The sequence below is a fragment of the Pseudarthrobacter sp. fls2-241-R2A-127 genome, from assembly GCF_030209355.1.
Classification (GTDB): Bacteria; Actinomycetota; Actinomycetes; order Actinomycetales; family Micrococcaceae; genus Arthrobacter.
Genome location: NZ_JARVSF010000035.1, coordinates 1 through 25,544, shown reverse-complemented (window position 1 = coordinate 25,544; position 25,544 = coordinate 1). Strand labels below are relative to the sequence as shown.

Below are 25,544 nucleotides of genomic sequence, written 5' to 3'. Positions count from 1 at the left end.
TTCCAACGCTACTCAGACTGGCTCAACACCAATTGACAGCTATAGGAGCATCATTCAGACCTGCAGCCGCCCCGAGCGAAGTCGGGGAAAGCCGGTCCGCCTAAGCCCACCGGCTGCCAAAGGCTGCCCAAAGGGTCTCACACCGCAAAAGCCGCCCGCCGTCGTCGTACATCCCCGATGCGGACTTTCCTTTCCGCCCCCAAATATCCCGCGCCGAAAGGAACTTGTGCGGCGCAGCGGAATGCGCGGCTCTCACTGGTGCGGACAAACAGCTGCCGCTTAAAAGAAATTCGGCCGCCATGAGGTAGTGACGCCGTTGTTACTACCTCATGGCGGCCGAAGCTGAGCCGGGTACGTCCCGGCACCCCCGTCTCCCGGACAAGCAGGGGAGAGGGGAGGGAGCGTCAGATGGTGACGGCCCCGTTTGCGGTTTCAAACGTGACGGACAGAATACCGGGGGTGCCGTGCGGGGCCACCCATTCAACCGCAACGTCCTCAAGCGGTTTTTCCACCGGCTCGCCGAGCCATTCGGTCACCCGCGACGCGGAGCCTGCAATGGTCAGGCAGCTCATCTTGAGGTTGCTCTCGTAGGCGTTGGAGGGGTGCAGTGACGGGTCGCCCTCCCATTTGAGCATGTAGGGGACCTGGGGGTCTGCGATAAGGCCCAGGATGCCGATCTGCTTCCACACAAGCTCGCGGCCGTCCGGGAACTTGCGGTTGCCGTTCACGGCGGCGCGGCCAAGGCGTTCTTCGAATGGAGCGAGGTCGTCCACTTCGACGCACCAACCCATCCAGCCGCCACCCGCAGCCGAACGGGCACGCACTGCCTGTCCGAACGGTGCCTTGTCCGAAGCCGGGTGGTCCAGGACCTCCACCACTTCGAGGTATTTGTGCCCTGCGAGGGGGATGATCATATTCCGGGTGCCGAACCGGGGATGGACCCCGCCCTTCACTGCCTCAACGCCGAGGGCAGTTGAAATACGTTCGGTTGTGGCCGCGAGGCCATCGTGTTCACAGGCGTAAGAGACGTGATCCATGCGCATGGCAACATCTTGGCACTTTGTGATCAGGCTCTCAGCTAAGGGTACCCTTACTTGGATTTTGTGCTCCGCTCATGATGAAAGACCGCCCCTGCAGCCCGGCCTAACCGGCGATGTAGTAGCCGAAGGTGTCGGCAATGAGTTGGACGGTGCCGGCGGAGTTGTTGGTCAGGGCGATGGTTCCGTCGGCGGCGACGGGGGTGATGACCAGGTTGGGGGTGGTTTGGTCGGTGGTGAAGTTGAGGTTGGAGGTTCCGGGGTCGGGGGTGCCGCCGGCGTGGACGGTGATGTTGCCGAAGCTGGTGGGTGCGGTGGCGGTGACGTTGACGGCGACGGCGGACACTCCGGTGGTGGGGATTCCGCCGCGGCCGGTGACGGAGACGCGGATGGTGGCTCCGGGGGCGACGGGGCCGCTGATGCCGCCGGTGCCGTAGCGGGTGTCGAGTTGCCGGAAAGGCGCTTGGGAGGAGAAGGTGCCCGGGTCCACCGGGGCCCCGGCGATGTAGTAGCCGAAGGTGTCGGCGATGAGTTGGACGGTGCCGGCGGAGTTGTTGGTCAGGGCGATGGTTCCGTCGGCGGCGACGGGGGTGATGACCAGGTTGGGGGTGGTTTGGTCGGTGGTGAAGTTGAGGTTGGAGGTTCCGGGGGTGGGGGTGCCGCCGGCGTGGACGGTGATGTTGCCGAAGCTGGTGGGTGCGGTGGCGGTGACGTTGACGGCGACGGCGGACACTCCGGTGGTGGGGATTCCGCCGCGGCCGGTGACGGAGACGCGGATGGTGGCTCCGGGGGCGACGGGGCCGCTGATGCCGCCGGTGCCGTACCTGGTGTCCAGTTGCCGGAAAGGCGCCTGGGAGGAGAAGGTGCCCGGGTCCACCGGGGCCCCGGCGATGTAGTAGCCGAAGGTGTCGGCGATGAGTTGGACGGTGCCGGCGGAGTTGTTGGTCAGGGCGATGGTTCCGTCGGCGGCGACGGGGGTGATGACCAGGTTGGGGGTGGTTTGGTCGGTGGTGAAGTTGAGGTTGGAGGTTCCGGGGTCGGGGGTGCCGCCGGCGTGGACGGTGATGTTGCCGAAGCTGGTGGGTGCGGTGGCGGTGACGTTGACGGCGACGGCGGACACTCCGGTGGTGGGGATTCCGCCGCGGCCGGTGACGGAGACGCGGATGGTGTCTCCGGGGGCGACGGGGCCGCTGATGCCGCCGGTGCCGTAGCGGGTGTCCAGCTGCCGGAAAGGCGCCTGGGACGAGAAAGCCCCCGGCAGGCTTGGGTTGGCTGCCACATGCAACAGTTTGTTGGGCGTGCCGGCGCCGGCACCGGCAACCGTTCCTTGAACGGCAGCCGACAGGACGGCGTCCGTCACCTGCGAAGGAGTGTAGAGCGGGTGCTGGGAGAGGATGCGGGCTGCCGCGCCGGCAACGTGCGGCGAAGCCATGGAGGTACCGCTCAGCGATGCCGTGGCCGTCGACGACGTATTCCAGGCGGAGGTAATGCCCACCCCCGGAGCGTAAAGGTCCACGCACTGGCCGTAGTCGGAGAACGACGCCTGCCGGTCCGACGAGTCGCTGGCCGCCACAGTCAGGGCCGACGGGACGCGGGCGGGCGAGGCCGTGCAGGCGTCCGTGGCCGAATTCCCGGCCGCGACAACGACGGAGATTCCATCGTCGACGACGTTCTGGACGGCGGTGTCAAGGAGGCTGCTGGCCGGTCCGCCCAGGCTCATGTTCACCACGGCCGGAGTCCCCGCCGCATGGTCCCCGGCGATCCAGTCGAGTCCGGCGATGATGTCCGAGTAGTAACCGGACCCGTCGCAGGCCAAGGCCCGCACGGGCACGATCGTGGCAGATTTGGCCACCCCGTAGACGGTTCCGGCGATGATCCCGGAGACGTGGGTGCCGTGTCCGTTGCAGTCATTTGTTCCGCCGCCGTCGGAGAGCGCTGTCCAGCCCGCTGCAACACGTCCGCCGAAGTCCACGTTCGAGGCGAGGACTCCGGTGTCAACCACGTAGGCGCGGACACCGAGGCCGGAGCTGTCATAGGTGTAGCCGCCGGAGAGCGGCAACGTCTGCTGGTCCAACCGGTCCAGGCCCCACGGCGCGGGCTTTTCCGTGTCGGAGATCGTCGATACAGCATCGGGTTCCACGGCGGTTGCCTTGCCGGACCGCAGCAGTGCCGTGGCTTGCGCCGACGTGGCTGTGATCGCCGCCCCGTGCAGGGCCTTGCTGAACGTGCGGCCGACGGCGACCCCTTGGGCATGCAGGTCGCGCACCGCCGTGGGGACGTCGGTTCCCGCCGCGAACTGGACCAGGTAACGGCCGCTGGTGCTGTCGGGAGCGGCCGCGGGCGGGGTGGGCGCGGCTGCCTGCACCGGTACACCGCTGGAGCAAAGCACGACGACGGACAGCAGTGCGGCGCCGAAGGCCAGGCGCAAAGTTTGGGGCAACGGAGTCGTGTTCCTTTGGTGCGTGGCCGCGGGCAGGGCCGGTGGGGGGTTTCCGGGTACCAAGGTATCCGAGCGGAAGGGCAGGGCGGCCGAACCTCGGGCGATCCTGCGCATTATTTGTGGAACCTTGGAAAACCTCCGCATGGCACTGCCATTGCGCCGCGGATCCGGCCCATGAATCGATGGCTGCCGGGTCCGCGCACGGGGGCCCACGTCATGGCCAGGACCATGTTCGTCACAATGCTGTTCCCGGCCGCAGGGTTGTTCTTATACTGGGCGCAGGTCATGAGTGCCAGCGCCAAGCCCCGGCTCGCTGGCCGGCAACCCTCCATCCGCGGTGGGGTGCCCCGGGTGAGGACCAGGCTGTCCGGCAAGAGCCGGAAGCAAGCGCGGCCCGTGGTGCTCCCTGCATGCCGGGCCCATGTCAAAGGAGATACGCATGTCCAACGGATGGTCCTTCGAAACCCGCCAGATCCACGCCGGCCAGGAACCGGACAGCGCCACGGGAGCCCGTGCCCTGCCCATTTACCAGACCACGTCTTTCGTGTTCCCCAGCGCGGAGAGCGCGGCCAACCGCTTCGCGCTGGCTGAGCTGGCGCCTATTTACACCCGGATCGGCAATCCCACCCAGGACGCCGTGGAGCAGCGGATCGCCAGCCTTGAAGGAGGCCTCGCGGCGCTGCTGCTGAGTTCCGGCCAGGCCGCAGAGACTTTCGCGGTGCTCAACATCGCCGAGGCCGGCGACCACATCGTGGCCAGCCCCAGCCTGTACGGCGGCACCTACAACCTGTTTGCCCACACCTTGAAGAAGTTCGGCATCTCGGTCACGTTCGTGGAGGATCCGGACAACCTGGACCAGTGGCGCGCAGCGGTGCAGCCCAACACCAAGCTGTTCTTTGGCGAGGTGGTGTCCAACCCGCGCCAGGACGTCCTGGATATCGAAGGCATTTCGCAGGCGGCCCACGACGCCGGCGTTCCCCTGATCGTGGACAACACGCTGTCCACTCCCTACCTGATCCGGCCGCTGGAGTGGGGTGCGGACATCGTGATCCACTCCGCCACCAAATACCTGGGTGGACATGGCTCGGCTATCGCCGGCGTGATCGTCGATTCCGGCAAGTTCGACTTCGGCAAGGACCCCGAACGGTTCCCGGGCTTCAACACCCCGGACCCCACTTACAACGGACTGGTCTACGCGCGGGACCTGGGTGAGGGCGGGGCACTGGGTGCCAACCTTTCCTACATTCTCAAAGCCCGTGTCCAGCTCTTGCGCGACCTCGGCTCGGCAGTCTCGCCGTTCAACGCCTTCCTGATTTCCCAGGGCCTGGAAACGCTGAGCCTGCGGGTGGAACGGCACGTCTCCAACGCCACGGAAGTGGCGCGCTGGCTGGAAGCAAGGGACGACGTCGAATCGGTCGCCTACGCGGGGCTGCCGTCCAGCCCCTGGTACGAGCGTGGCCGCAAGTACGGCCCCAAGGGGACCGGCGCCGTCGTCGCCTTCAACCTTGCCGGCGGCGCGGAGGCGGGCAAGCGTTTCGTCGACGCGCTGGAACTGCACTCCCACGTGGCCAACATCGGTGACGTGCGCTCCCTGGTCATCCACCCGGCGTCGACCACCCACAGCCAGCTCTCGCCCGAGCAGCAGGTGGCGGCCGGGGTCAATCCCGGGCTGGTTAGGCTGTCGGTCGGCGTGGAGCACATCGACGACATCCTGGCCGACCTTGAGGCCGGTTTCCGCGCGGCCAAGGGCGCCGCTGGCCCCTGATCTCCAGCGCTCGGCGGCACTGCCGGCCGGCAACGCCGGGAAGTCACAACCAGTCACACTCTTGGCTTGGACCGGGGGGTGTTTCGTACACTCGAACCAGGTCATGAGTGCCAGTGACAGCCCCGGCTTGCTGGCCGGCAACCCTCCTTCCGCGGTGGGGTGCCCCGGGTGAAGACCTGGCCTGCCGGTCAAATGACGGCAGGCAAGCGCGTAGAAGAGGTCTTGCCATGACGGTTACCGTCGCCCGTACCACCATTCCAGAACACGGAGTTGTCCGCTACGCCTCCATTGGAGGACTCGAACTGGAGGGCGGCGGCTACCTGCCGGATGTCACCCTGGCGTACGAGACCTGGGGCACGCTGAATGCGGACGGCAGCAATGCCATCCTGATCGAGCATGCCCTGACCGGCAGCACCCATGTGACCCGGGGCGATACCGATGAAGAGGGCTGGTGGGAACAGCTGGCAGGTCCCGGCGCTCCCGTAGACACAGACCGTTTCTTCGTGGTGTCCATCAACATCGTGGGTGGTTGCTACGGATCCACGGGACCGTCATCGCCTGCCCCGGACGGGGCACCCTGGGGATCCCGGTTCCCGCTGGTCACTCTGCGGGACAGCACCGTTGCGGAGGCCCGGCTGGCGGACCAGCTGGGCATCGGGAGCTGGTACGCCGTCCTTGGCGGTTCCATGGGCGGTGCCCGCGCCCTGGAGTGGGCCGTGACCTACCCCGACCGGGTGCAACGCTGCGCCGTCATCTCCGTCGGCGCTGCCAGCACGGCCGAACAGATCGCCTTTGCCCAGGCCCAGACCCTGGCCATCCGCCAGGATCCGAACTTCAACGGCGGGGACTACTACGGCGGCCCGTGCCCGGAAGACGGCCTGGCCCTGGCCCGGCGCATTGCCCACATCACGTACCGGTCCGCCGCGGAACTGGAAGGGCGCTTCGGCCGGGAACCCCAGGCCCCCGAGTCGCCCCTGCGTGGCGGGTTGCTGGCACGCCGTGGACGCTATCAAGTGGAAAGCTACCTGGACCATCAGGGCACGAAGCTTGTCCGCCGGTTCGACGCCAACAGTTACATCGCCCTCACCGAGGCGCTGATGAGCCACGATATCTGCCGGGGCCGCGGGCCTTTGGCCGAAACCCTGGCGTCTTCCACTGCCCGGTTCTTCGTTGCCGCCGTGGATTCCGACCGGCTCTACTTCCCGTCCCAGTCCCGCGAATTGGCCCAGGCCCTGCCTGGTGAGGTCGACGTGCACATGATTCAGGCACCGATAGGCCATGACGGCTTCCTGACCGAAATCGGACAGCTGGGGCACCAGCTCCGGACCACGTTCCTGGCCTAGCAGCGCCCGCTGGATCGCGGCAGCCGCCGGTGCAGCAGTGCAGCGGCGCCGGTGCAGCCGTGCGGCCCCGCCGGTGCGGCGCTGCAGCCGCGGCGGAGAAGAAGTACGGCATGATCGTGTCATGAAAGCCGCCGTCCTGTACTCCACCTTTCCCGCCGTCGGACAAGTCCAGGGAAAGCAGACCTACGCCGACGCGCGCCCACTGGTGGTGCAGGAACTGGACCAACCCCGGCCGCGTGCCGGTGAGCTTGGAGTTGCCATCACCTATTCGAGCCTGTGCCATTCTGACCTCTCGGTGGTGGACGGCTCCCGGCTCCGGCCGCTTCCCATGGCCCTGGGCCACGAGGCCGTGGGGCGGGTGGTATCCGTGGGCGAGGGCGTGGCGGATGTCTCCGTAAGAGACCGCGTTGTGCTGGTCTTTGTGCCCAGCTGCGGCCACTGCCGGGCCTGCAGGTCCGGAAAGCCCGCGCTCTGCCACCAGGCAGCAGAGGTCAACGGCTCCGGTGACCTGCTGCACGGACCCGCCTTGCTGCGCACGCCGGCGGGGGAGCGCATCAACCACCATTTGGGCGTCTCGGCGTTTGCTGATTACGCCGTGGTGGCGCGGGAGTCGGTGGTGGTGATTGACGACGACGTACCGGACACCGTGGCGGCGATGTTTGGTTGCGCCGTGCTCACCGGAATGGGAGCCGTGCTCAATACTGCCGGCGTCACTCCGGGACAGTCCGTGGCAGTCTTTGGCCTCGGCGCAGTAGGCTTGTCCGCCGTCATGGCGGCCCGCCTCGCCGGGGCCGCCGCCGTGGTCGCCATCGATCCGAACCAGGGCAAGCACCACCTGGCAATGGCGGCCGGTGCTACGGCGGTGGGGACGCCTGGCGAGGCGGCCCGGCTGATTGGAGAGGCCTCCGGTGACGGGTGGACGTTGCCGTTGAAGCAGTCGGCTCGGCCGGCGTGATCGCCACCTGCCTGGACCTGGTGACGCGGGGCGGTGCGGTTGTGTCGGTGGGCCTGCCCCATCCGTCCGCCGAACTAACAGTTCCCGCACTGCAGTTCGCAGGGGCCGGCAAACGACTCCTGGGCTCGTACATGGGTGATGCGGTTCCCGGCCGCGACATCCCGGCCTATCTTGGCTACTGGAGGGAAGGCAGGCTCCCGGTGGAACTGCTGCACACCGACACCCGGCCGCTGGCCGAAATCAACGAAGGCCTGGATGCGCTGGCGTCGGGGCCGGTGGTAAGGCGGCTGTTCCGCGCCTAGGCGTGGTGGTGCCAGGCATTCAGCCGTTCATGATCTCGCCGCGGCGCTTCATGTAGTCCTCCATGGACATTTCCCCGTTGCTGTACTGCTGGTCCAGTTCTGCGAGCTTCCGGGCACGGAATCCCTGGTGCGCTCCCGGTGGGGGAGCGGCCGGGCCAGACGGCGGGCCGGCCGGCGTATTGCCCGGACCCTGCTGCTGGCCGGGGAATTGCTGGGAGTACGGCTGCTGCTGGCCGGGGAACTGCTGGAAGGGTGGTTCCTGGGCAGCGCCGGACCGGGGGTCAGGCATGGGCGGCTGCCCGTACTGGTACGGCCCCGGCTGGGAACCGCCCCTGGGCCCGTACTGGTTAAAGCCGCCGGACATGTAGTCCTGCTGGGTGTAGCCGTCGCGGGGCTGGTTGCTTTGCGGCCCTGCGGACCCGGGATACTGGCCCGAACCGGGGAATCCGCCCGGCCCGTACTGGCCAGGGTACTGGCCGGGCAAGCCCTGGTCCCGGTCGCGCCGCGCCATGGACCGCCGGTACATCCGCATGGCCGTGGGCACAACGAAGGACAGGATGATGATCCACAAAAACAAGCTGCTCACGGTGCCGCGCCTCTCGAAGGTTGTCCTTCCAGCCTAACCCCGGGCGGTGCTACCGGCGGCTGGGTTCCGAAGTTCCCAGGGGACCCTCACCGGATCCCAAGGGAACACCCGGGCCGAAGACGGGGCCCGGCGTCGGCCGTTTTGCCGTGATGCCGTCACCGGAGGACTGGTGCCGCAACCGGCGCAGCACCCAGGGCACGAAGTATTCCCGCGCCCACACCAGGTCCCCGGTCCTTGCCTCGCGCCAGGTCCGCGGGGGGAGGGCCTTGGGCTGGAGCGGTTCCAGGGAGTGCTCCACATTGAGCGAGTCCAGCACCATGGCCGCGATGGTGTGGTGCCCCAACGGGGAGAAATGCAGCCTGTCCTGGTCCCACATCTGCGGATCGCTCAGCTGCCGGAGGGACCACATATCGGCGATGACAGCATCATGCCGGGCCGCGACAGTCCGCAGGTTCTCGTTGTAGATGGCCACCTTGCTCCGGATCCTGCCCAGGACCGAGGACCCGGTATCCGGACCGTTGAAGAGGACCACGGTGGCTCCGCCACTGGTCAGGATCTGGACCACGGAATCGAGCTTCTCGGCCAGGACGTCGGGGTCGCCGCCAGGGCGGATGAGGTCGTTGCCGCCAGCGGACAGGGTGACCAGGTCCGGCTTCAGTTCCAGGGCCGGAGCCAGCTGCTGGTCCACAATCTGCTGCAGGAGCCGGCCGCGGACGGCGAGGTTGGCGTACGCGAAGTCGGGCTTGGTACGGCCGAGTTCTTCGGCCACCCTGTCGGCCCAGCCGCGATGGCCGCCGGGGCTTGAGGGCTCAGGGTCGCCGATGCCCTCGGTAAAGGAATCGCCCATCGCCACGTACCGGCTCCAGGGGTGGGAACCGGGGAGCACGGACGGGGTCTGGATGGCACTTGCGTCAGTCACTGTCCTATCCTGCCTTCCGCTTCACTGGCTACGCCAACGTAGGTTGTTACTTTCGGGTAACTGTAAGAATGGAAACCATGACTGACGCCGAAGTATTTCCCGCTCCCGTTGTCCTGTGGTCCCATCCCGAAGACCAGCGTGCCGGCAAGCCGCTGCTGGTACTGCTGCACGGCTATGGCGCCAACGAGCAGGACCTGTTCAGCCTGGCCGGGATGCTTCCGGGCGACTTCGCGGTGGCATCCGTTCGGGCGCCGATCGCCATGGGTCCGGGCTACACGTGGTTCCCGCTTACGGCGTCCATCGACTACTCCCTGGACCGGGTCAAGGCTGCTTCGGCCTATGTCCTGGAATGGATCGACACCATCAAGCAGGGCCACCCCTCAGTCTCGCTGCTGGGTTTCTCCATGGGCATGGCCGTGGCCACCACCCTCCTGCGGCAGCGTCCCGCGGACTTCGCGGCCGTCGTCGGACTCTCAGGTTTCGTGGTGGACGCCGACGGCGACCCCACGTTCCAGGACGCCGAACTGGACGGAACCGTCCCTATGTTCTGGGGCCGGGACCAGCAGGACCCGGTGATCCCGCAGGACAAGATCGAGTTCACCATGGGCTGGGTGCGCAAGCACGTCAAGCTCACCAAGGTGCTGTACACCGGCATGTGGCACGGCATCAACCAGCAGGAGATAGGGCACGTGGGGGAATTCCTCACGCATGAGGTGCTGAACAAATAGGACGGACGACGACGGCGCGGCAGCCGCGCGGTTAGTCAGCCGTGGGTGCCACCACGCGCACGGTCCGGCCGTTGACGGTCACGGTGTCGCCGTGGTGCAGCTGGCGTCCGCGGCGGTCGTCGATTTCGCCGTTGACCTTCACGAGCCCGTTTTTGATGAGTTCCGTTGCTTCCACACCGTCCTCCACGAGGTTGGCAAGCTTCAACAGCTGGCCCAGCCGGATCATGGTGTCGCGGATGGGAACGTCGTCAATGGGGTTGCTCATACAGCAATAATGCCTGAACTAAGGTGGATCCAATGACCTCCCCTCCACGCCTGCCCGTCCTCGCAGGCCTGCCCCTGGCGGTGGGTGCCGGCCTGGCCATCCCCGTCCAAGGCCGCATCAACGGGGCGCTTGGCGCCCGCCTCAACGACGGAATCGCCGCAGCCGTGGTGAGTTTCACCACAGGACTGCTGGTGATGATCCTGATCTCGCTGGTCCTGCCGCGTGGGCGGGCCGGCCTGGCGAGAATCCTCCCGGCCGTCCGTACCCGCGCTTTTCCCCGAATCTACGTGCTTGCCGGTGCCATCGGCGCGCTGTTCGTCTTCGCGCAGTCCTTTACCGTGGGCCTCCTCGGGGTGGCCCTGTTTACCGTCGCCACCGTCACGGGACAGACCGTGAGCGGGCTGCTGGTGGACCGGCTGGGGATCGGCCCCGCCGGAAAGAAATCCGTCACGGGAATCCGCATTATCGGTTGCGTGCTGACCATCGCCGCCGTCGCCTGGGCCGTTTCGCCCCGGTTCAGCGGGGCCGGCGCCGGCCCGGGCGCTTTGCTGCTTCCGCTGCTGCTGCCGGTGGCGGCAGGGTTCCTCATGAGCTTCCAGCAGGCCATGAACGGCACCGCCACAGTCCACTACGGCACCCCGATCGCCGCGACGCTGGTCAACTTCGTGGCCGGCACCATGGTGTTGTGGGCGGCGTTTGCCGTGAAGCTCGCGGTGGCCGGGCCGGGCAATCCGTTGCCTGCCGACTGGTGGTATTACCTGGGCGGGCCCATGGGCTGCGTGTTCATCGGCCTGGGCGCCCTGCTGGTCCGCAGCCTCGGCGTGCTGGTCACCGGGCTTGGCATGATCGCGGGCCAGCTCCTGGGGTCCCTGGCACTGGACCTGGTGCTGCCCGCCCCGGGCACCGTCGTCGCCCCTGCCACCATCCTGGGAACCCTGCTGACGCTCGGTGCCATCATCCTGGCCACGTTGCCCTGGCCGCGGGGAGCGCTCCGGGGGCGCCGGCCGGTAGGCTAGGACACGCAGCTTTCGACGCATCTTTCCCCATCCGCCCACCCGGTGCCCGGCGTGCCCCGCACGCCGCAGCCGGGCATTGCACACCGCGGACCGCACCCAGCGGCCCTGTAGAAATTGGAGTTACCCCATGGCAGCAAAATCCGTCCTCGACCAGGTCATTTCCCTCTCCAAGCGGAGGGGCTTCGTGTTCCAGGCCGGTGAGATCTACGGAGGCTCGCGTTCTGCCTGGGACTACGGGCCCCTGGGTGCGGAGCTGAAGGAAAACATCAAGCGCCAGTGGTGGCAGTCCATGGTCCGCGGCCGCGAGGACGTGGTGGGCCTTGACTCCTCCGTGATCCTGCCCCGCCAGGTGTGGGAAGCCTCCGGGCACGTCGAGGTCTTTTCCGACCCCCTGGTGGAGTGCCTCTCCTGCCACAAGCGGTACCGCGCGGACCACCTCGAGGAAGAATACGAGGAAAAGAAGGGCCGCCCGGCGGAAAACGGCCTGAAGGACATTGCCTGCGCCAACTGCGGCACCCGCGGTGAATGGACCGAGCCGCAGGAGTTCTCCGGCCTGCTGAAGACCTACCTGGGACCCGTGGCCAGCGAGGAAGGGCTGCACTACCTGCGGCCCGAAACCGCCCAGGGCATCTTCGTGAACTTCAACAACGTCCTCACCACCTCGCGGAAGAAGCCGCCGTTCGGCATCGGCCAGATCGGCAAGTCCTTCCGCAACGAGATCACGCCCGGCAACTTCATCTTCCGCACCCGCGAGTTCGAGCAGATGGAGATGGAGTTCTTCGTCGAGCCCGGCACGGATGAAGAGTGGCACAAGTACTGGATGAACGAGCGCATGGCCTGGTACACGGGCTTGGGCATCCGCGAGGAAAACCTGCGCTTCTTTGAGCACCCCAAGGAAAAGCTCAGCCACTACTCCAAGGGCACCACGGACATCGAGTACCGCTTCGGTTTCCAGGGATCCGAGTGGGGCGAGCTGGAAGGCATCGCCAACCGGACCGACTTTGACCTCTCCACCCACGCGAAGGCCTCCGGCACGGACCTGAGCTACTTCAACCAGGCCACCAACGAGCGCTACACCCCGTACGTGATCGAGCCCGCCGCCGGCCTGACCCGCTCCTTCATGGCGTTCCTGGTGGACGCCTTCACCGAGGATGAGGCCCCCAACGCCAAGGGCGGCGTGGACGTGCGCACCGTGCTGAAGCTTGACCCGCGCCTGGCCCCGGTCAAGGCCGCGGTCCTGCCGTTGAGCCGCAACGAGGACCTGTCCCCGAAGGCCAAGGCCCTGGGCGCCCAGCTGCGCAAGAACTGGAACATCGACTTTGATGACGCCGGTGCGATCGGCCGCCGCTACCGCCGCCAGGACGAGATCGGCACCCCGTTCTGCATCACCGTGGACTTCGACACCCTTGAGGACCAGGCCGTCACCATCCGCGAGCGGGACACCATGAGCCAGGAACGCGTTTCCCTGGACAAGGTGGAGGGTTACCTGGCCGCACGGCTGATCGGCGCCTGAGCATGGCCATCGAATACCGCCCCTGGCGCGACGGCGACGACCTTGCGCTGCTGGAGATCTGGGGTGACCCGGACACCGGCGAGGCAGGACAGTTCCGCGGTGCCCTGGCACTGTCCTCCAATGGAAGGGACGGCACCCCGTGGCGCCGCTGCATCGTGGCCGAGGACGTCATTGACGGCGTCGCCATCCCGGTCGCGGCCGGCGTCGTCTACGAGGCGTCCCTGCACCCGGACCGCCTCTGGACCTACATCGAGGTGGCCCGCGACCACCGCCGTGCCGGCATTGGGGCCAGCCTCCTGACCATGCTGCGCCGCGAGGCCGAGGATGCGCCGTCGGGGGTCACCAGGCTGCGCGCCAAGGTGGAACCCGGCACGGCCGGCGCCGCCTTCGCCGAAGCGTTCGGCCTGGAACCCATCCAGCGTTCGCGCCTGGTGGTCGTGGAGCCGGGTGCCCTCCGGCTGCCGGTGTTCCCTGCCAAGGACGGCGCCGGCGCGGCCGGCGGCGAGGATGCCGGCTCCGACGTCGTCATGGACCTGGCCACGGGATCGGTGGAGCTCACCGACGTGGTGGGGCGGTACTACGCCGCCATCCATGACTGGGACTCACCGGGCGTCCTGTCCGTGGGCCAGGTGCAGAAGTTGTTCCTGGACGAGCTCACCGGCGCCCACGGCGCCATCGTGCTGCGGGCCCAGCCGGAATCGGCCTTTGGAACAGGAGTGGCGCCGAGCAAGAAGGGCCGCATCCGGGCTTTCGCCGTCAGCTACGCGGCCCCGGCCGATCCCGACGCCGCCCCGGGGACCGATTCCGCGGGACCGGATGCGCCGACGGACGTCTTCGTGGGGCACGAGCCCGCACTGTCCGCCGGGGACGCCGCCGAGGCCGTGCGCGACATGCTCGCCCTCATCGCGTACCAGCACCCGGTGATGCTGGAGCTGGACGACTCCATGACCGCCCTCCGCGCCGCCGTCGAACCCCTCCTGGAGTGCGGCAAGGCACGCCTGGCCGCACCGGAAACCCTGGTGGTCTCCGACTAGGGCACCGCAGGCACCGTGCCACGTACCGTCCCGGACGGTGCGTGGCACGGCGCTTTAGGGCGCCTGTTTGGAACGGGGAGCACGACGACGGCCCGCGGCGGCGTCCGCGGCGTCCAGATGCTGCCGCTCGGCGTCCGAGGGAGCACCCCCGCCCAAGTGCGCCGGCAGCCACCATGCCCCGGGCGCCGGCAGCAGCGGAAAGCCCGCGATACACCGGTCGATTCCCGCCTGGAGCGTTCGGCGCAGTCCCTCCGTGGCGCCCTCCACGTCAACATCACGCGGGTAGACGATGGGCTCTCCCACCTCGAGCCGCACCGGCGCACGCCAGCTGCGGCGCAGCGAGAATCCGTGGCCCCGGGTCATCACCCGGTGCGCACCCCAGACCGACACCGGAATGACCGGGACCCCGGCCTCCGCCGCCATCCGGACAGCACCGGTCCTGCATTCGCGGACCGTAAAGCTGCGGCTCACCCCTGCCTCCGGGAAAACAGCGAGATACTCGCCTGCCCGCAACTTTGCCACTGCGGCGTCGTAAGCGTCTGAACGGTCCGTATAGCCCACCACCACATGGCCGCTGGCGCTGATGGCGGGGCCGGCCAGCCAGTGGTCTGCGGCGCCTTGATGGATGAGGAACCGCAGCTGGGCACGCGTGTGCCGCCACAGGAGCAGCTCGACCAGCGCAAAGTCCACGTAACCGAAGTGGGTGATGGCAAAAACGGCGCCCCTTCCCGGGGCCGCCCGGCGGGACGGGCCGGTGGCCGGTTCCTTCGCAGGCAGGTGCTCCTGGCCTGTCGACGCGACGTCCAGCCGGAGGGCCCAGCTGAGGAACTGCCCGGTACGGACGATGACCCGATAGAAGCGGTCGTTCGGCGGGGGACGCCAAGGCATCGGGACCGCGCCTAGAGGGTAATGTGCACGGACGAATCCGGCAGCAGCTGCGTGAAGGCCCGCGGCGGCCGGACAGCGGCGCCCGTGCTCTCGGCGAACGACTTGATGACGAACCCGGAGGCCAGCGTCTGCCACACCCGGATCTTGCGGAGCATGAAGTGCCCCACGCCCTTCAGGGACACGTACTGCATGCTTGCCGCTTCCCCGGTGGCGCGGCGGGCGAATGCGAGCGACTGCTTGGGGCTGGTCATGTGGTCCGTGGTTCCGTGCACGATCAGCACCTTCCGTCCCGCCACCCGGGCGGACGGGGTTTCCGGACTCAGCCAAGGCGCCAGGGCCACCACCGCCTCCACCTGGGGGTGGTCGGCGGCGCAGACGGCCGTCAAACCGCCCATGGAGTGGCCCAACAGGAAGATCGGCACGCCCGGGTGGAGTTCTTCGATTTGCCGCAACGCCCACCGTGCGTCCTGCAGCGGTGTCATGTCCGGGCCGTTCCAGCCGCGCACGCTGTTGCGCAGGGACCAGACCGCCAGCCCGTGCTTCCTGCCCATGCGGTGCAGGTCCCGGGCGAACGGGACCATCCTGGCCGGGCTCAAGTGCCGGGCCTCCACGGGTGCCCGGCTGTGGGCCCTGCCGCCGTGCAGCACCAGGACCACGCCCCGGGTGGGGCCGGATGCCTCAAGGACGCTCAGTACAGGACTGTGCAGGGGAGCCCCCGGAGCCTGCCCGGCGTGTTCCCCGCCGCCGTTCCCCGTCCCGCGAGTGTCGGTTCCATGTGTCCCACCGCTGTCCATGTCTGGTTCCTCCCCATCCGATGGTCCATTTATAAACCCTATGGCGCCGCACGTAGAGTACAAGCCATGAGGTTGTACTGCTGATGGGCGCCGGTCACTCCCACACTTCCGAGAGCCATTCGGAGCCGACACCCCAAGCGATGGCTGCCCGCAGCAAGGCGAACCGCATCCTCGCGGCAGTCCTCATCCCGCTGGCGCTGTTGACCCTGGCCGGGATGGCCGCACTGTGGCCGTCCGGCAGCAAAGAAGGAATCACGCTGGCCAACCCGTATTCAACCGCCCCCGGCGTGACGTTTGATACGGGAACAATCCAAAGCGTGGTGACCGAAAACTGCATGCAGGGGACCAGCCAACAGGGGACCAGCCAACAGGGCGCCGGCCAGCAAACCGGCCAGCCAACCGGGCAGCAGGGAACCGGCCAGGATTCCGCCGGACAGGCGCCCCGCCAGGGCTCCGACTGCACCTTCGCCTTCACGGAGCCGGACAAAGGCGGAAGCCCGGTCAAGGTGGTCATCAACCCGGACGTGGCCTCTTCGCACGGGGTCAAGCCAGGGGACCAGATCCGGTACCTGAACCTCTCGAATGCCCAGGGGGCCACCGGATCGCAGGGTTCGCCGGCTTACATCTTCGTGGACTTCGTCCGCACCCTGCCGATCGTCCTGCTCGCCGTGCTGTACGCCGCCGTGGTCATCGCCGTCGCCCGCTGGCGCGGGCTCCGTGCCTTGATCGGGCTCGTCGGCGCCTACTTCGTCCTGGCAAACTTCCTGCTCCCGGGCCTGGTGGAGGGCAAACCCCCGCTGCTCCTGACCTTGGTGGGCTCCACCGTGATCATGATCGGGGTGCTCTACTTCGCCCACGGATTCTCGGCGAGGACGTCCACGGCCTTGCTGGGCACCATCTTCGGGCTGGGCATTACGTCGCTGTTGGCCGCCTGGGCCACCGACGCCGCCAACCTCGCCGGCGTCGGCAGTCATGACGCGGCCACCCTGGTGAACACCTCGGCAAATATCTCCATCTCCGGCGTGATCCTGTGCGGACTGATCATCTCCGGGCTGGGCGTCCTGAACGACGTCACCATCACCCAGTCCTCCGCCGTGTGGGAACTCTACGAACTGGCACCGGGCAGCAGCGCCCGGCAGCTGTTCACGTCCGCCATGCGGATCGGCCGCGACCACATCGCGTCCACCGTTTACACCATCGCCTTCGCCTACGCCGGGGCCGCGCTGCCCATCCTGATCATCGTCATGCTCTATGACCGGCCCCTGATGGATACGCTCACCAGTTCTGAACTGTCCGAGGAAGTGATCCGCACCCTGGTGGGTTCCATCGGGCTGGTCCTGGCCATCCCGGTCACCACCCTGATCGCCGTACTCGTGGTCAAGGCCACCGGCATCAAGGCAACGGACGGCCAGACCGGGAGCGCGCCGTACGACGACGGCCACGTCCACGCCGGAGACCTGCCGGACACCGGGGCGCTCGCCGCAGCCGCGCTGGGGGAGCGCAACCGGCGAACCGGCGTCGAACCCGCCGCCGAACCCGCCGTCGAATCCGCTGGTGGACCCGCCACCCGCCGCGGCCGTCGGGCAGACCGCGGCTGACCGGACACCGGCCAGCCGGCAACCGCCCCGTGGCGCGCGGAAATCCTTCACACCACCTTCCGGCGCGTTCGGAAATCCCCGATTTGCCCGGCTTTGCAACAATGGACAGGTGACTGTTGCAGCAACCCCTCCCGCCCCCAAGCTGGAACTCCCGCCCCTGAAGCTGGGACCCATCACCGTTGACACCCCCGTGATCCTGGCTCCCATGGCCGGCATCACCAACTCCGCCTTCCGCAGGCTCTGCCGTGAATACGGCGGCGGCATGTACGTGGCGGAGATGGTCACGTCCCGCGCACTGGTGGAGCGGACTCCCGAATCCCTCCGCATCATTTCGCACGACGACGACGAGAAAGTCCGTTCCGTCCAGCTGTACGGCGTGGACCCTGGCACCGTCGGCGCCGCGGTACGGATGCTCGTGGAGGAAGACCGGGCCGACCACATCGACCTCAACTTCGGCTGCCCGGTCCCCAAGGTGACGCGGCGCGGCGGCGGTTCGGCCTTGCCCTGGAAGATCGACCTGTTCACCGCGATCGTGCAGACGGCCGTCAAGGAAGCCTCCAAGGGCAACATTCCGCTGACCATTAAGATGCGCAAGGGCATCGACGATGACCACCTGACGTACCTCGACGCAGGCCGCATCGCCCGCGATGCCGGTGTTGCCGCCGTCGCCCTGCACGGCCGCACGGCCGCCCAGTTCTATTCCGGCAAGGCGGACTGGTCCGCCATCGCACGGCTCCGCGAAGCCCTGCCGGACATTCCGGTGCTGGGCAACGGCGACATCTGGTCAGCCGAGGATGCCGTCCGGATGGTCCGCGAAACCGGCGTGGACGGCGTGGTGGTGGGCCGCGGCTGCCAGGGCCGGCCCTGGCTGTTCGGCGACCTGCAGGCCGCCTTCGAGGGCAGCGACGTCCGCCACCGGCCCAACCTGCGCCAGGTGGCCGAGGGCGTGTACCGCCATGCTGAACTGATGGTGGAGACCTTCGGTGACGAGGGCAAGGCGCTGCGTGAAATCCGCAAGCACATCGCCTGGTACTTCAAGGGCTACGTGGTGGGCGGCGAACTGCGCACCCGGCTGGCCCTGGTGACCAGCCTGGAGGTGCTGCGGGACACCCTCGCGGAGCTTGACCTGGACTCGCCGTACCCCGGGGTGGATGCAGAAGGCCCGCGCGGACGTGCAGGCTCCCCGAAACGGCCCGCCCTGCCCAAGGACTGGCTGGATTCCCGCGCCTTGAACGACGACCAGTCCCGCGACATCGCCGCTGCCGAACTGGATGTTTCCGGTGGCTGAGGCGCCCCTGAGCACCCCGGTCGCAGGCACCCCGGCGCCCGGCACCCCCACCGCGGCCCTCGCGCTGCCCGGCTATGACCTCCACGATTCCGCCCGCTGGGTGGAGGAGCCGCCCAAGAACACGTACCGCTCGGACTTCGAGCGGGACCGCGCCCGGGTGCTGCACTCCTCCGCGCTGCGCCGTCTGGGCGCCAAAACTCAGGTGGTGGCCCCGGACACGGACGACTTCGTCCGCACCCGGCTCACCCACAGCCTGGAAGTAGCACAGGTGGGCCGCGAACTGGGCCGGGCCCTGGGCTGCGACCCTGATGTGGTGGACACGGCCTGCCTGAGCCACGACCTGGGCCACCCGCCGTTCGGCCACAACGGCGAATCGGCGCTGAACGAGGTGGCGCACGCGATCGGCGGCTTCGAGGGCAACGCCCAGACCCTTCGCCTGCTCACCCGGCTCGAACCCAAGGTGCTCACCGCAGACGGCCATCCAGCCGGGCTGAACCTCACCCGCGCAAGCCTCGACGCGGCGTCGAAATACCCGTGGTCTGCCCTGGAAGCCCCGGTGATCCACGGCCGGCGCACCAGCAAATTCGGTGCCTACGAGGACGATCTCCCCATCTTCAACTGGCTCCGCGAAGGCGCCCCGGAACGCCGGTCCTGCCTTGAAGCCCAGGTGATGGACCTCGCGGACGACATCTCCTACTCCGTGCACGACGTGGAGGACGCGATCGTTGCGGGCCATTTCCAGCTGCGCTGGCTGGACAACCCGGACCACCGTGCCCGCGTGGTGGGATACGCAAAGCAGTGGTACCTGCCGCACAACGATCCCGCCGCCATTGACGCCGCCCTGGCCCGGCTCGAGGCCACGGACGTGTGGGTTCGCGAGGCCGATGGCAGCCGCAAATCCATGGCGGCGCTGAAGAACATGACCAGCCAGCTGATCGGCCGGTTCTGCCAGAGCGCGTTGGAAACCACCCGAGCCGTTTACGGGCCGGAGAACCTGACCCGGTACAACGCCGAATTGATGGTTCCCGACGAGACCGTCATGGAGATTGCGGTCATGAAGGGCCTTGCCACCACATTCGTCATGACCACCGAACACCGGCAGCCCATCTACGAGCGCCAGCGCGAAGTGCTCCACGCCCTGGTCACCGCCCTGAGCGCCACCGGGGACAGGCACCTGGAACCCATGTTTGCCGCCGATTGGCGGGACGCGGCCGACGACGGGGCACGGCTCAGGGTGGTCATCGACCAGGTGGCGTCCCTGACGGACGGCTCCGCGCTGGCCATGTACGAGCGCCTGGTGGGGAGCCTGCCTTCGCTTTGGTAGCCCGCGACGGCCCTGGCTGACCCCGGGACGGCGCGGACCCCGGGAACACCTGCCCGATCAACAGCTTGCTCTAAGAGTTTCCACAGGAATGAGGAGCAAGATAGGGGAAAAGGCAGGCCGTTAACAGCACCGGAGCAGGTCATGAGTACTCGCAGCAGGGGAAAGCGCCTCGCCACCGGGATTACCGTGGCGGTGGGCGTGGGCAGCGTCGCAGTTGCCGGCGTCAGCGCGGCCGCCGTGTACGCCGCTACACCTTCGGTGATCGCCCGGACCACTCCCGCATCGGACGACGCCACCCAGGGCACCACACCGAAATCGGGCGGGTCCACCACCTACGGCAACAACAGCTACGGAAGCCGGCAGGACGGCACGCGCCGCTCCAAGAGCTACGGCAGCACCACGCCGGTCCAACCCGGCAACGGCGGCACGGTCCACGGCAGGTCCTCGGGATCCTGAGATGAACGGTCCTGACGCACCCGGTGCCGGCGCGACGTCGGATCGCCCCACTGCGGCGCAATCAACCTGGACGGTCTGGGAGCTTGAGGCGTCAGTCACCGTTACCGACGCCGGCTTCCTGGCTGACGCGGAAAGGATCGTCCGCGACGTGGTGGCCGCAGTTGACGCCGCCTGCAGCCGGTTCCGCGCGGACTCGGAACTGATGAGCCTCCAACCCTTCATGGCGCAGGGCGTTACCGTCAGCCCAATGTTCCGGCTGCTCCTCCAGCGGGCGCTGGACGCGGCGGCGATGACCGGCGGCGATGTGGACCCCACCCTCGGGGCGGACTTGGCCGCCCTGGGCCACGGCCCGGACCAGCAGGGTACGCCGGGGCTTCTCACAGTCCCGGTACCTGTGCAGTCACTCGCGGACGTGGCGGCGCGAACTCCCGCACCGTCGTCGTCCGCACTCCCGGAAGCATCCCCGGAAGCACCGAGGCCACGGGCACCCGGATGGACCAGGCTGGGCCTTGAGTCCGCCACGCTGACCCTGCCCGCCGAACTCCGGCTGGACCTGGGCGCCACAGCCAAAGCGGTCGCGGCGGACCTTGCCGCCGCCGAAGTGCACCAGCGGCTCGGCTGCGGGGTCCTCGTAGGACTGGGGGGAGACCTGGCCAGCGCAGGGGAGGCGCCCTCCGTGGGCGGTGGACACGGCCAGTGGCAGGTCCTGGTGCAGGACCTGCCCGCCGATCCCGCGCAGCAAATTTCCCTCGCGTCCGGATTTGCCCTGGCCACGTCCAGCACGCAAAAGCGCCGCTGGAAGCACCAGGGAACGGACGTCCACCACGTCCTTGATCCTCGCTTCGGGCTCCCGGCCGAGCCCATCTGGCGTTCGGTGACGGTGGCCGCGCCCACGTGCCTGGAGGCCAACGCCTACAGTACGGCCGGCATTGTCCGCGGCCACGCAGCCGTGGACTGGTTCCGCGCCGAGGGTATCGTGGCCCGGCTCGTGGACGGCCGTGGCCGGATTGTCAGCACCGGCGGGTGGCCGGCCGAAAGCCCGGGGCCCCGTGGCAGTGGTTACAGCCCTGCGGAACCACACCGGCAGCCGGCCGGCATCGGTGCGGCGGGGGGTGGCCGCCGTGGATGAGGCAATGTGGGCTTTCGGCCGGGTCAGCGGCTTCATCTCCCTGGCCCTGTTCACCGCCTCCGTGCTCCTGGGAATCCTTAACAGGTCCGGCCGTCCCTTGCTGGTGCTGCCGCGGTTCTCCATCAGCCTCCTGCACCGGAATATCGCCCTGGTTGCCACCGTCTTCCTGGGGCTCCACGTGGGCTCGCTGCTGCTGGACTCTTTTGCCAAGCTGAACCCGGTGGACATCGTGGTGCCCTTCCTGGGCTCCTTCCAGCCGTTTTGGCAGGGCTTGGGAACGGTGGCCCTTGACCTGGTCCTGGCCGTGGTGGTCACCGGGTTGCTGCGCCACCGGATCGGGCAGCGGACCTTCAAAGCGGTCCACTGGCTGACCTACGGCATCTGGCCGGTGGCAATGGCGCACGCCCTCGGAAACGGCACCGATGCCTCCAGTGGCTGGTTCCTGCTGCTGGCCGCGGCGTCCGCCGTTGCCGTGGCCGCAGCGCTGCTGTGGCGGCTGTCCCCGACATTTCTCGAAACCTCCACTGCCAGGCAAGGAAACCTCCCGTGAGCCACGCCCGAGACACCTACCAGCCGGCTCCACCGGACGCGGCGCGGCAGGAACCGCGCCTCCTCGCGGCAGGCCCGGATGCCGGCTGGGACCAGCACCTGGACACCTTCGGGTCCCTCGACGCCGCGGCCGCCGCCCCGGGACTGCTTGACGCCCTTGCGGCGTCCGGACTCACCGGCCGGGGCGGGGCAGCGTTCGAAACCTGGCGCAAGGTGACCGCGACGGCGGAGTCCGGCCGGAGGGGGCTGTTTGCGTCCCGCCCGGTGGTGATTGCCAACGGCGCCGAGGGCGAACCCCTGAGCTTCAAAGACCGGACCCTCCTCACCCATGCACCGCACCTGGTCATCGACGGGCTGCTCACGCTGGCCTCAGCCCTCGGCGGCGCAAGCACGTATGTCTACGCGCCGGCAGCCAGCCTTCCCCCTGTCCGGCAGGCCCTCGCGGGGCGTCCCGGCACCAAGCGGGTCCGGGTCGTGGAGGCACCGGAAACGTTCATCTCAGGCGAGTCGAGCGCCGTCGTCAACATGATTGCCAGCGGAACTGCGGTGCCCCTTGACCAGCGCCGCCGCCTGAGCGAATCGGGCCTGAACGGCCGGCCCACGCTGGTGGTCAATGTCGAAACCCTGGCGCAGGTTGCCCTGATCGCCCGCTATGGGGCGCAGTGGTTCCGCGAAGCGGGGACGGCGACGGATCCGGGGACCCGGCTGGTGTCTGTCTCCGGGCCCGCCCCCGTCAGGGATGTGGTGCTGGAGGTGCCGGGCGGCGTGGAACTGTCGGCCGTGCTCAAGGAAGCGGGCATGGACCCGGCCCCCGTCTCCGCCGTCCTGGTGGGCGGCTACCACGGGCGCTGGGTACGGCCCGCTGCCCATGTGCTCTCGCCGGTTGGGCCGGTAGCCGGGACGGCGCGGCCCGGGGCGGGCGTGATCCATGCGCTTGATCCGCAGGCCTGCGGTATCCAGGCGACCGCCCGGATCCTCACCTACCTCGCCAACGAATCGGCCAGGCAGTGCGGTCCCTGCATGTTCGGCCTGCCGGCCATGGCGTCCGTCCTCAACCGGATCGCGGGCGGGGAACGCAATCCGCGCCTCGCCTCCGAACTGGAACGCCTGGGACGGCTGGTCTCCGGACGCGGCGCCTGCCGGCATCCGGAGGGGACCACCGGACTGGTCAGCAGCGCCCTTGAGGTGTTCGCCGCGGACTTCCTCGCGCACCTCGCCGGCTACTGCGCTGCCCCGGGGGGTGCGGCGGCATGACGGCCATCCTGCACATCGACTGGACCAGCTGCGACGGCCGCGGCCTGTGCACCGAACTGCTTCCCGGCGTCCTGGACCGGGATGATTGGGGATACCCCGTGGCACGCGGGAAGTCCGGCCGCGAACGGACGGACGTTCCGCTGCGGGACGCGGACCGGGAAGCCGCGCAGGAGGCGGTGTTCCTCTGCCCCAAGCTGGCCCTGAGCCTCCAGGAACGCGTCGCGCCAGCACGCGAAGGCCGGAAGCCTGGCCGTTAAGGCCGGGCCGGTGACACTAAGATTGCTGTGTGGCTGGGCTGATTAAACGTGAAGATATCGACGAAGTACGCCAGCGCACCGACATCAAGGAAGTGGTTGACGGCTACGTCACCCTCAAAGGCGCCGGGCTGGGAACCTGGAAGGGCCTGTGCCCCTTCCACGATGAGCGCTCGCCGTCCTTTACCGTCCGCCCCCAGGTAGGCCGCTACCACTGCTTCGGCTGCGGCGAGGACGGCGACGTGATCGCCTTCGTCCAAAAGCAGGACCACAGCTCCTTCCACGAGGCGGTGGAAAAACTCGCGGCCCGGATCGGCTACGAGCTGCGCTACGAGGATGGCGGAACCGGGCCCAACCGGGAGGAAGTGGGGCGGCGCCAGCGGCTGCTGGACGCCCACAAGATCGCCGACGAGTTCTTCCGCGCCCAATTGCTCACGCCCGGTGCCGCCGAGGCCCGGAACTTCCTGCACGGACGCGGCTTCGACCGGTCCGCAGCCGAGCACTTCGGCTGCGGTTACGCCCCCCAGGGCTGGGACGCACTCCTGAAGCACCTCCGGGGCCGCGGCTTCACCGACGCCGAGCTGAAGCTCACCGGCATGTTCTCGGAGGGCAACCGCGGCATCTACGACCGCTTCCGGGGCCGCCTCATCTGGCCCATCAAGGACATCGCCGGTGACACCATCGGCTTCGGAGCCCGGAAGCTCTACGAGGACGACCAAGGCCCCAAATACCTCAACACCCCCGAAACCACGCTCTACAAGAAGTCGCAGGTCCTGTACGGAATCGACCTGGCCAAGAAGAGCATCGCCAAGGACCGCCAACTTGTGGTGGTGGAGGGCTACACAGACGTGATGGCCTGCCACCTTGCAGGAATTACGACGGCGGTGGCCACCTGTGGAACGGCGTTCGGCACCGAACACATCAAGATCGCCCGCCGGCTGTTGTCCGACGACGGCACCGGGGGAGAGGTGGTGTTCACCTTCGACGGGGACGCCGCGGGGCAGAAGGCGGCTTTGCGGGCCTTCGAGGAAGACCAGCGCTTCACGGCCCAGACCTACGTTGCCGTGGAACCCACGGGGGCCGATCCCTGCGACCTGCGCCTGAGCCGCGGCGACGAAGCCGTGCACGCCCTCATCCAGTCACGCCGGCCGCTGTTCGAATTCGCCATCCGCACCACCTTGAAGCAGTTCAACCTGGACACCGTGGAGGGCCGCGTCCAGGGCCTGAAAGCCTCCGTGCCCGTGGTTGCCGCCATCCGTGACGCTTCCACCCGGACGGGCTACTGCCAGGCGCTGACCGGCTGGCTGGGCATGCCGGACCCCAACGAAGTCCTCCGCCTGGTCACCGCTGCCGTGAAGCGTGGGGACACGGGACGTCCGGGCGCCTCCGGCCAACCGCAGGCCGGCAACCCGGCCCAGCCGGGCGCCGCCCAGCCCGGCGGCCCCGGCGTTGCTGCCGGACCGTCGTCGGGCGCCGTCCCTTCCTTCCACCGGCCGGATCCGCGGGACCCCGTAGCGTCGATGGAACGCCAGGCGCTGGAGGTGGCGCTCCAGCAGCCATCCTTGCTGGCAGGTGCCGTCTGGGACCGCTTCGCTGCCGCCCGGTTCGCCACGCCCGCCTTCCAGGCCGTGCACGACGCCATGCGCGCCACGGGCCCGGGGCTGGCGGCCGGCGACCCGGTGCGCTGGGTCGAACAGGTGATGCACGAAGTTCCCGAACCCCTCCGGCCGCTGGTCTCGGAGCTGGCAGTGGTACCGCTGCCCGCCCACACGGAGGAAGCCGTCCTCAAGTATTGCCGCGACATCCTGTCCCGCCTGTTCGAGCTGCAAATCACCCGGGTCAAGGCGGACAAGATGGGGCAGCTGCAGCGGCTCGATCCGGCCGCGGACCCGGAAACCTACCAGCGGCTCAACCGTGAACTGATGATGCTGGAAATGGAACGCCGGGCGCTGCGGGCAGAGTCGTAGGGGGCCAAGTCCGCCGCGTCGGGGTGGGCCAGCTCACGGCCGCACGATTTCGTTCCAGCGGCAAGTGTTTGCTAGGCTAATACCCGCTTCATTCCTCCTTAGCTCAATTGGCAGAGCATTCGACTGTTAATCGAAGGGTT

Annotated in this window: 22 protein-coding genes, 1 pseudogene and 2 riboswitches; of the genes and pseudogenes, 16 read left to right on the top strand and 7 right to left on the bottom strand. The window is 68.2% G+C overall.

What is annotated here, in order from left to right; all coding sequences use genetic code 11:
* Window positions 1-404 precede the first annotated feature (404 nt).
* Window positions 405-1,043 carry a VOC family protein gene (locus QRN53_RS18575; RefSeq protein ID WP_026265047.1) on the bottom strand — a complete coding sequence of 213 codons (639 nt, stop codon included), beginning with the start codon at window positions 1,041-1,043 and terminating at the stop codon, window positions 405-407.
* A 100-nt stretch (window positions 1,044-1,143) separates the two neighbouring features.
* On the bottom strand, window positions 1,144-3,477 hold the full coding sequence (locus QRN53_RS18570) for a S8 family peptidase (protein ID WP_285245284.1): 2,334 nt from the start codon (window positions 3,475-3,477) through the stop codon (window positions 1,144-1,146).
* A 281-nt stretch (window positions 3,478-3,758) separates the two neighbouring features.
* A riboswitch (SAM riboswitch) is annotated at window positions 3,759-3,873 on the top strand.
* Window positions 3,874-3,898: 25 nt separating this feature from the next.
* Here QRN53_RS18570 and QRN53_RS18565 point away from each other — a divergent pair.
* The 3 genes and pseudogenes from QRN53_RS18565 to QRN53_RS18555 all read left to right on the top strand — a co-directional run bounded on the left by QRN53_RS18565 (window position 3,899) and on the right by QRN53_RS18555 (window position 7,842).
* Window positions 3,899-5,242: a bifunctional o-acetylhomoserine/o-acetylserine sulfhydrylase gene (locus QRN53_RS18565; RefSeq protein ID WP_285245283.1), complete on the top strand. Its 1,344-nt coding sequence runs from the start codon at window positions 3,899-3,901 to the stop codon at window positions 5,240-5,242.
* Between the two features lie 99 nt (window positions 5,243-5,341).
* Window positions 5,342-5,457, top strand: a riboswitch (SAM riboswitch).
* Between the two features lie 12 nt (window positions 5,458-5,469).
* Window positions 5,470-6,585 (top strand): homoserine O-acetyltransferase MetX, encoded by a 1,116-nt coding sequence (metX, locus tag QRN53_RS18560; RefSeq protein ID WP_285245282.1) that lies wholly within the window; start codon window positions 5,470-5,472, stop codon window positions 6,583-6,585.
* A gap of 121 nt (window positions 6,586-6,706) precedes the next feature.
* Window positions 6,707-7,842, top strand: a pseudogene (locus QRN53_RS18555) (alcohol dehydrogenase catalytic domain-containing protein).
* 19 nt (window positions 7,843-7,861) lie between these two features.
* Here the strand turns inward: QRN53_RS18555 and QRN53_RS18550 are convergent.
* Together QRN53_RS18550 and QRN53_RS18545 are read right to left on the bottom strand one after the other, a co-directional pair.
* Entirely contained in the window at window positions 7,862-8,428 is a 567-nt protein-coding gene (locus QRN53_RS18550; RefSeq protein ID WP_285245281.1) for a hypothetical protein, read from the bottom strand.
* 49 nt (window positions 8,429-8,477) lie between these two features.
* Window positions 8,478-9,347, bottom strand: coding sequence for an SGNH/GDSL hydrolase family protein (locus tag QRN53_RS18545; RefSeq protein ID WP_285245280.1), 870 nt, complete (start codon window positions 9,345-9,347; stop codon window positions 8,478-8,480).
* Between the two features lie 77 nt (window positions 9,348-9,424).
* Here QRN53_RS18545 and QRN53_RS18540 point away from each other — a divergent pair, with 77 nt between their 5' ends.
* A complete protein-coding gene (locus QRN53_RS18540) occupies window positions 9,425-10,075 on the top strand; it encodes an alpha/beta hydrolase (protein WP_285245279.1) in 651 nt (216 codons plus the stop codon).
* Window positions 10,076-10,106: 31 nt separating this feature from the next.
* On the opposite strand, the gene QRN53_RS18535 is transcribed toward QRN53_RS18540, so the two are convergent.
* Window positions 10,107-10,340, bottom strand: a complete 234-nt coding sequence (locus tag QRN53_RS18535; RefSeq protein WP_285245278.1) for an RNA-binding S4 domain-containing protein — start codon at window positions 10,338-10,340, stop codon at window positions 10,107-10,109.
* Window positions 10,341-10,372: 32 nt separating this feature from the next.
* Between QRN53_RS18535 and QRN53_RS18530 the strand changes: the two genes are divergently transcribed.
* The 3 genes from QRN53_RS18530 to QRN53_RS18520 all read left to right on the top strand — a co-directional run bounded on the left by QRN53_RS18530 (window position 10,373) and on the right by QRN53_RS18520 (window position 13,903).
* Window positions 10,373-11,356, top strand: a complete 984-nt coding sequence (locus QRN53_RS18530; RefSeq protein ID WP_285245277.1) for a DMT family transporter — start codon at window positions 10,373-10,375, stop codon at window positions 11,354-11,356.
* A gap of 127 nt (window positions 11,357-11,483) precedes the next feature.
* Complete coding sequence (locus QRN53_RS18525) at window positions 11,484-12,869, top strand: glycine--tRNA ligase (RefSeq protein WP_285245276.1); 1,386 nt, start codon at window positions 11,484-11,486, stop codon at window positions 12,867-12,869.
* A gap of 2 nt (window positions 12,870-12,871) precedes the next feature.
* Window positions 12,872-13,903 (top strand): GNAT family N-acetyltransferase, encoded by a 1,032-nt coding sequence (locus QRN53_RS18520; RefSeq protein WP_285245275.1) that lies wholly within the window; start codon window positions 12,872-12,874, stop codon window positions 13,901-13,903.
* A 54-nt stretch (window positions 13,904-13,957) separates the two neighbouring features.
* On the opposite strand, the gene QRN53_RS18515 is transcribed toward QRN53_RS18520, so the two are convergent.
* Window positions 13,958-14,791, bottom strand: a complete 834-nt coding sequence (locus tag QRN53_RS18515; protein ID WP_285245274.1) for a lysophospholipid acyltransferase family protein — start codon at window positions 14,789-14,791, stop codon at window positions 13,958-13,960.
* An 11-nt stretch (window positions 14,792-14,802) separates the two neighbouring features.
* Window positions 14,803-15,585, bottom strand: coding sequence for an alpha/beta hydrolase (locus QRN53_RS18510; RefSeq protein ID WP_285245273.1), 783 nt, complete (start codon window positions 15,583-15,585; stop codon window positions 14,803-14,805).
* A gap of 140 nt (window positions 15,586-15,725) precedes the next feature.
* On the opposite strand from QRN53_RS18510, the gene QRN53_RS18505 reads away from it, so the two are divergent.
* From QRN53_RS18505 to dnaG, 9 genes are all read left to right on the top strand, one after another.
* Window positions 15,726-17,183: a YibE/F family protein gene (locus QRN53_RS18505; RefSeq protein ID WP_285245272.1), complete on the top strand. Its 1,458-nt coding sequence runs from the start codon at window positions 15,726-15,728 to the stop codon at window positions 17,181-17,183.
* Between the two features lie 109 nt (window positions 17,184-17,292).
* Window positions 17,293-18,471, top strand: a complete 1,179-nt coding sequence (dusB, locus tag QRN53_RS18500; RefSeq protein ID WP_285245271.1) for a tRNA dihydrouridine synthase DusB — start codon at window positions 17,293-17,295, stop codon at window positions 18,469-18,471.
* On the top strand, window positions 18,455-19,795 hold the full coding sequence (locus tag QRN53_RS18495; RefSeq protein WP_502934857.1) for a deoxyguanosinetriphosphate triphosphohydrolase: 1,341 nt from the start codon (window positions 18,455-18,457) through the stop codon (window positions 19,793-19,795). The genes dusB and QRN53_RS18495 overlap by 17 nt, the downstream gene beginning before the upstream one ends.
* 141 nt (window positions 19,796-19,936) lie before the next feature.
* Window positions 19,937-20,251, top strand: coding sequence for a hypothetical protein (locus QRN53_RS18490; RefSeq protein WP_285245270.1), 315 nt, complete (start codon window positions 19,937-19,939; stop codon window positions 20,249-20,251).
* Window position 20,252: 1 nt separating this feature from the next.
* Complete coding sequence (locus QRN53_RS18485; protein WP_285245269.1) at window positions 20,253-21,380, top strand: FAD:protein FMN transferase; 1,128 nt, start codon at window positions 20,253-20,255, stop codon at window positions 21,378-21,380.
* Window positions 21,373-21,930: a ferric reductase-like transmembrane domain-containing protein gene (locus QRN53_RS18480; RefSeq protein ID WP_285245268.1), complete on the top strand. Its 558-nt coding sequence runs from the start codon at window positions 21,373-21,375 to the stop codon at window positions 21,928-21,930. Before QRN53_RS18485 ends, QRN53_RS18480 begins: the two co-directional genes overlap by 8 nt.
* Window positions 21,927-23,183, top strand: a complete 1,257-nt coding sequence (locus tag QRN53_RS18475; protein WP_285245267.1) for an NADH-ubiquinone oxidoreductase-F iron-sulfur binding region domain-containing protein — start codon at window positions 21,927-21,929, stop codon at window positions 23,181-23,183. Before QRN53_RS18480 ends, QRN53_RS18475 begins: the two co-directional genes overlap by 4 nt.
* Window positions 23,180-23,440, top strand: coding sequence for a ferredoxin (locus QRN53_RS18470; RefSeq protein WP_285245266.1), 261 nt, complete (start codon window positions 23,180-23,182; stop codon window positions 23,438-23,440). The genes QRN53_RS18475 and QRN53_RS18470 overlap by 4 nt, the downstream gene beginning before the upstream one ends.
* A 29-nt stretch (window positions 23,441-23,469) precedes the next feature.
* Window positions 23,470-25,404: a DNA primase gene (gene dnaG, locus QRN53_RS18465; protein ID WP_285245265.1), complete on the top strand. Its 1,935-nt coding sequence runs from the start codon at window positions 23,470-23,472 to the stop codon at window positions 25,402-25,404.
* The last annotated feature ends 140 nt before the right edge of the window (window positions 25,405-25,544 follow it).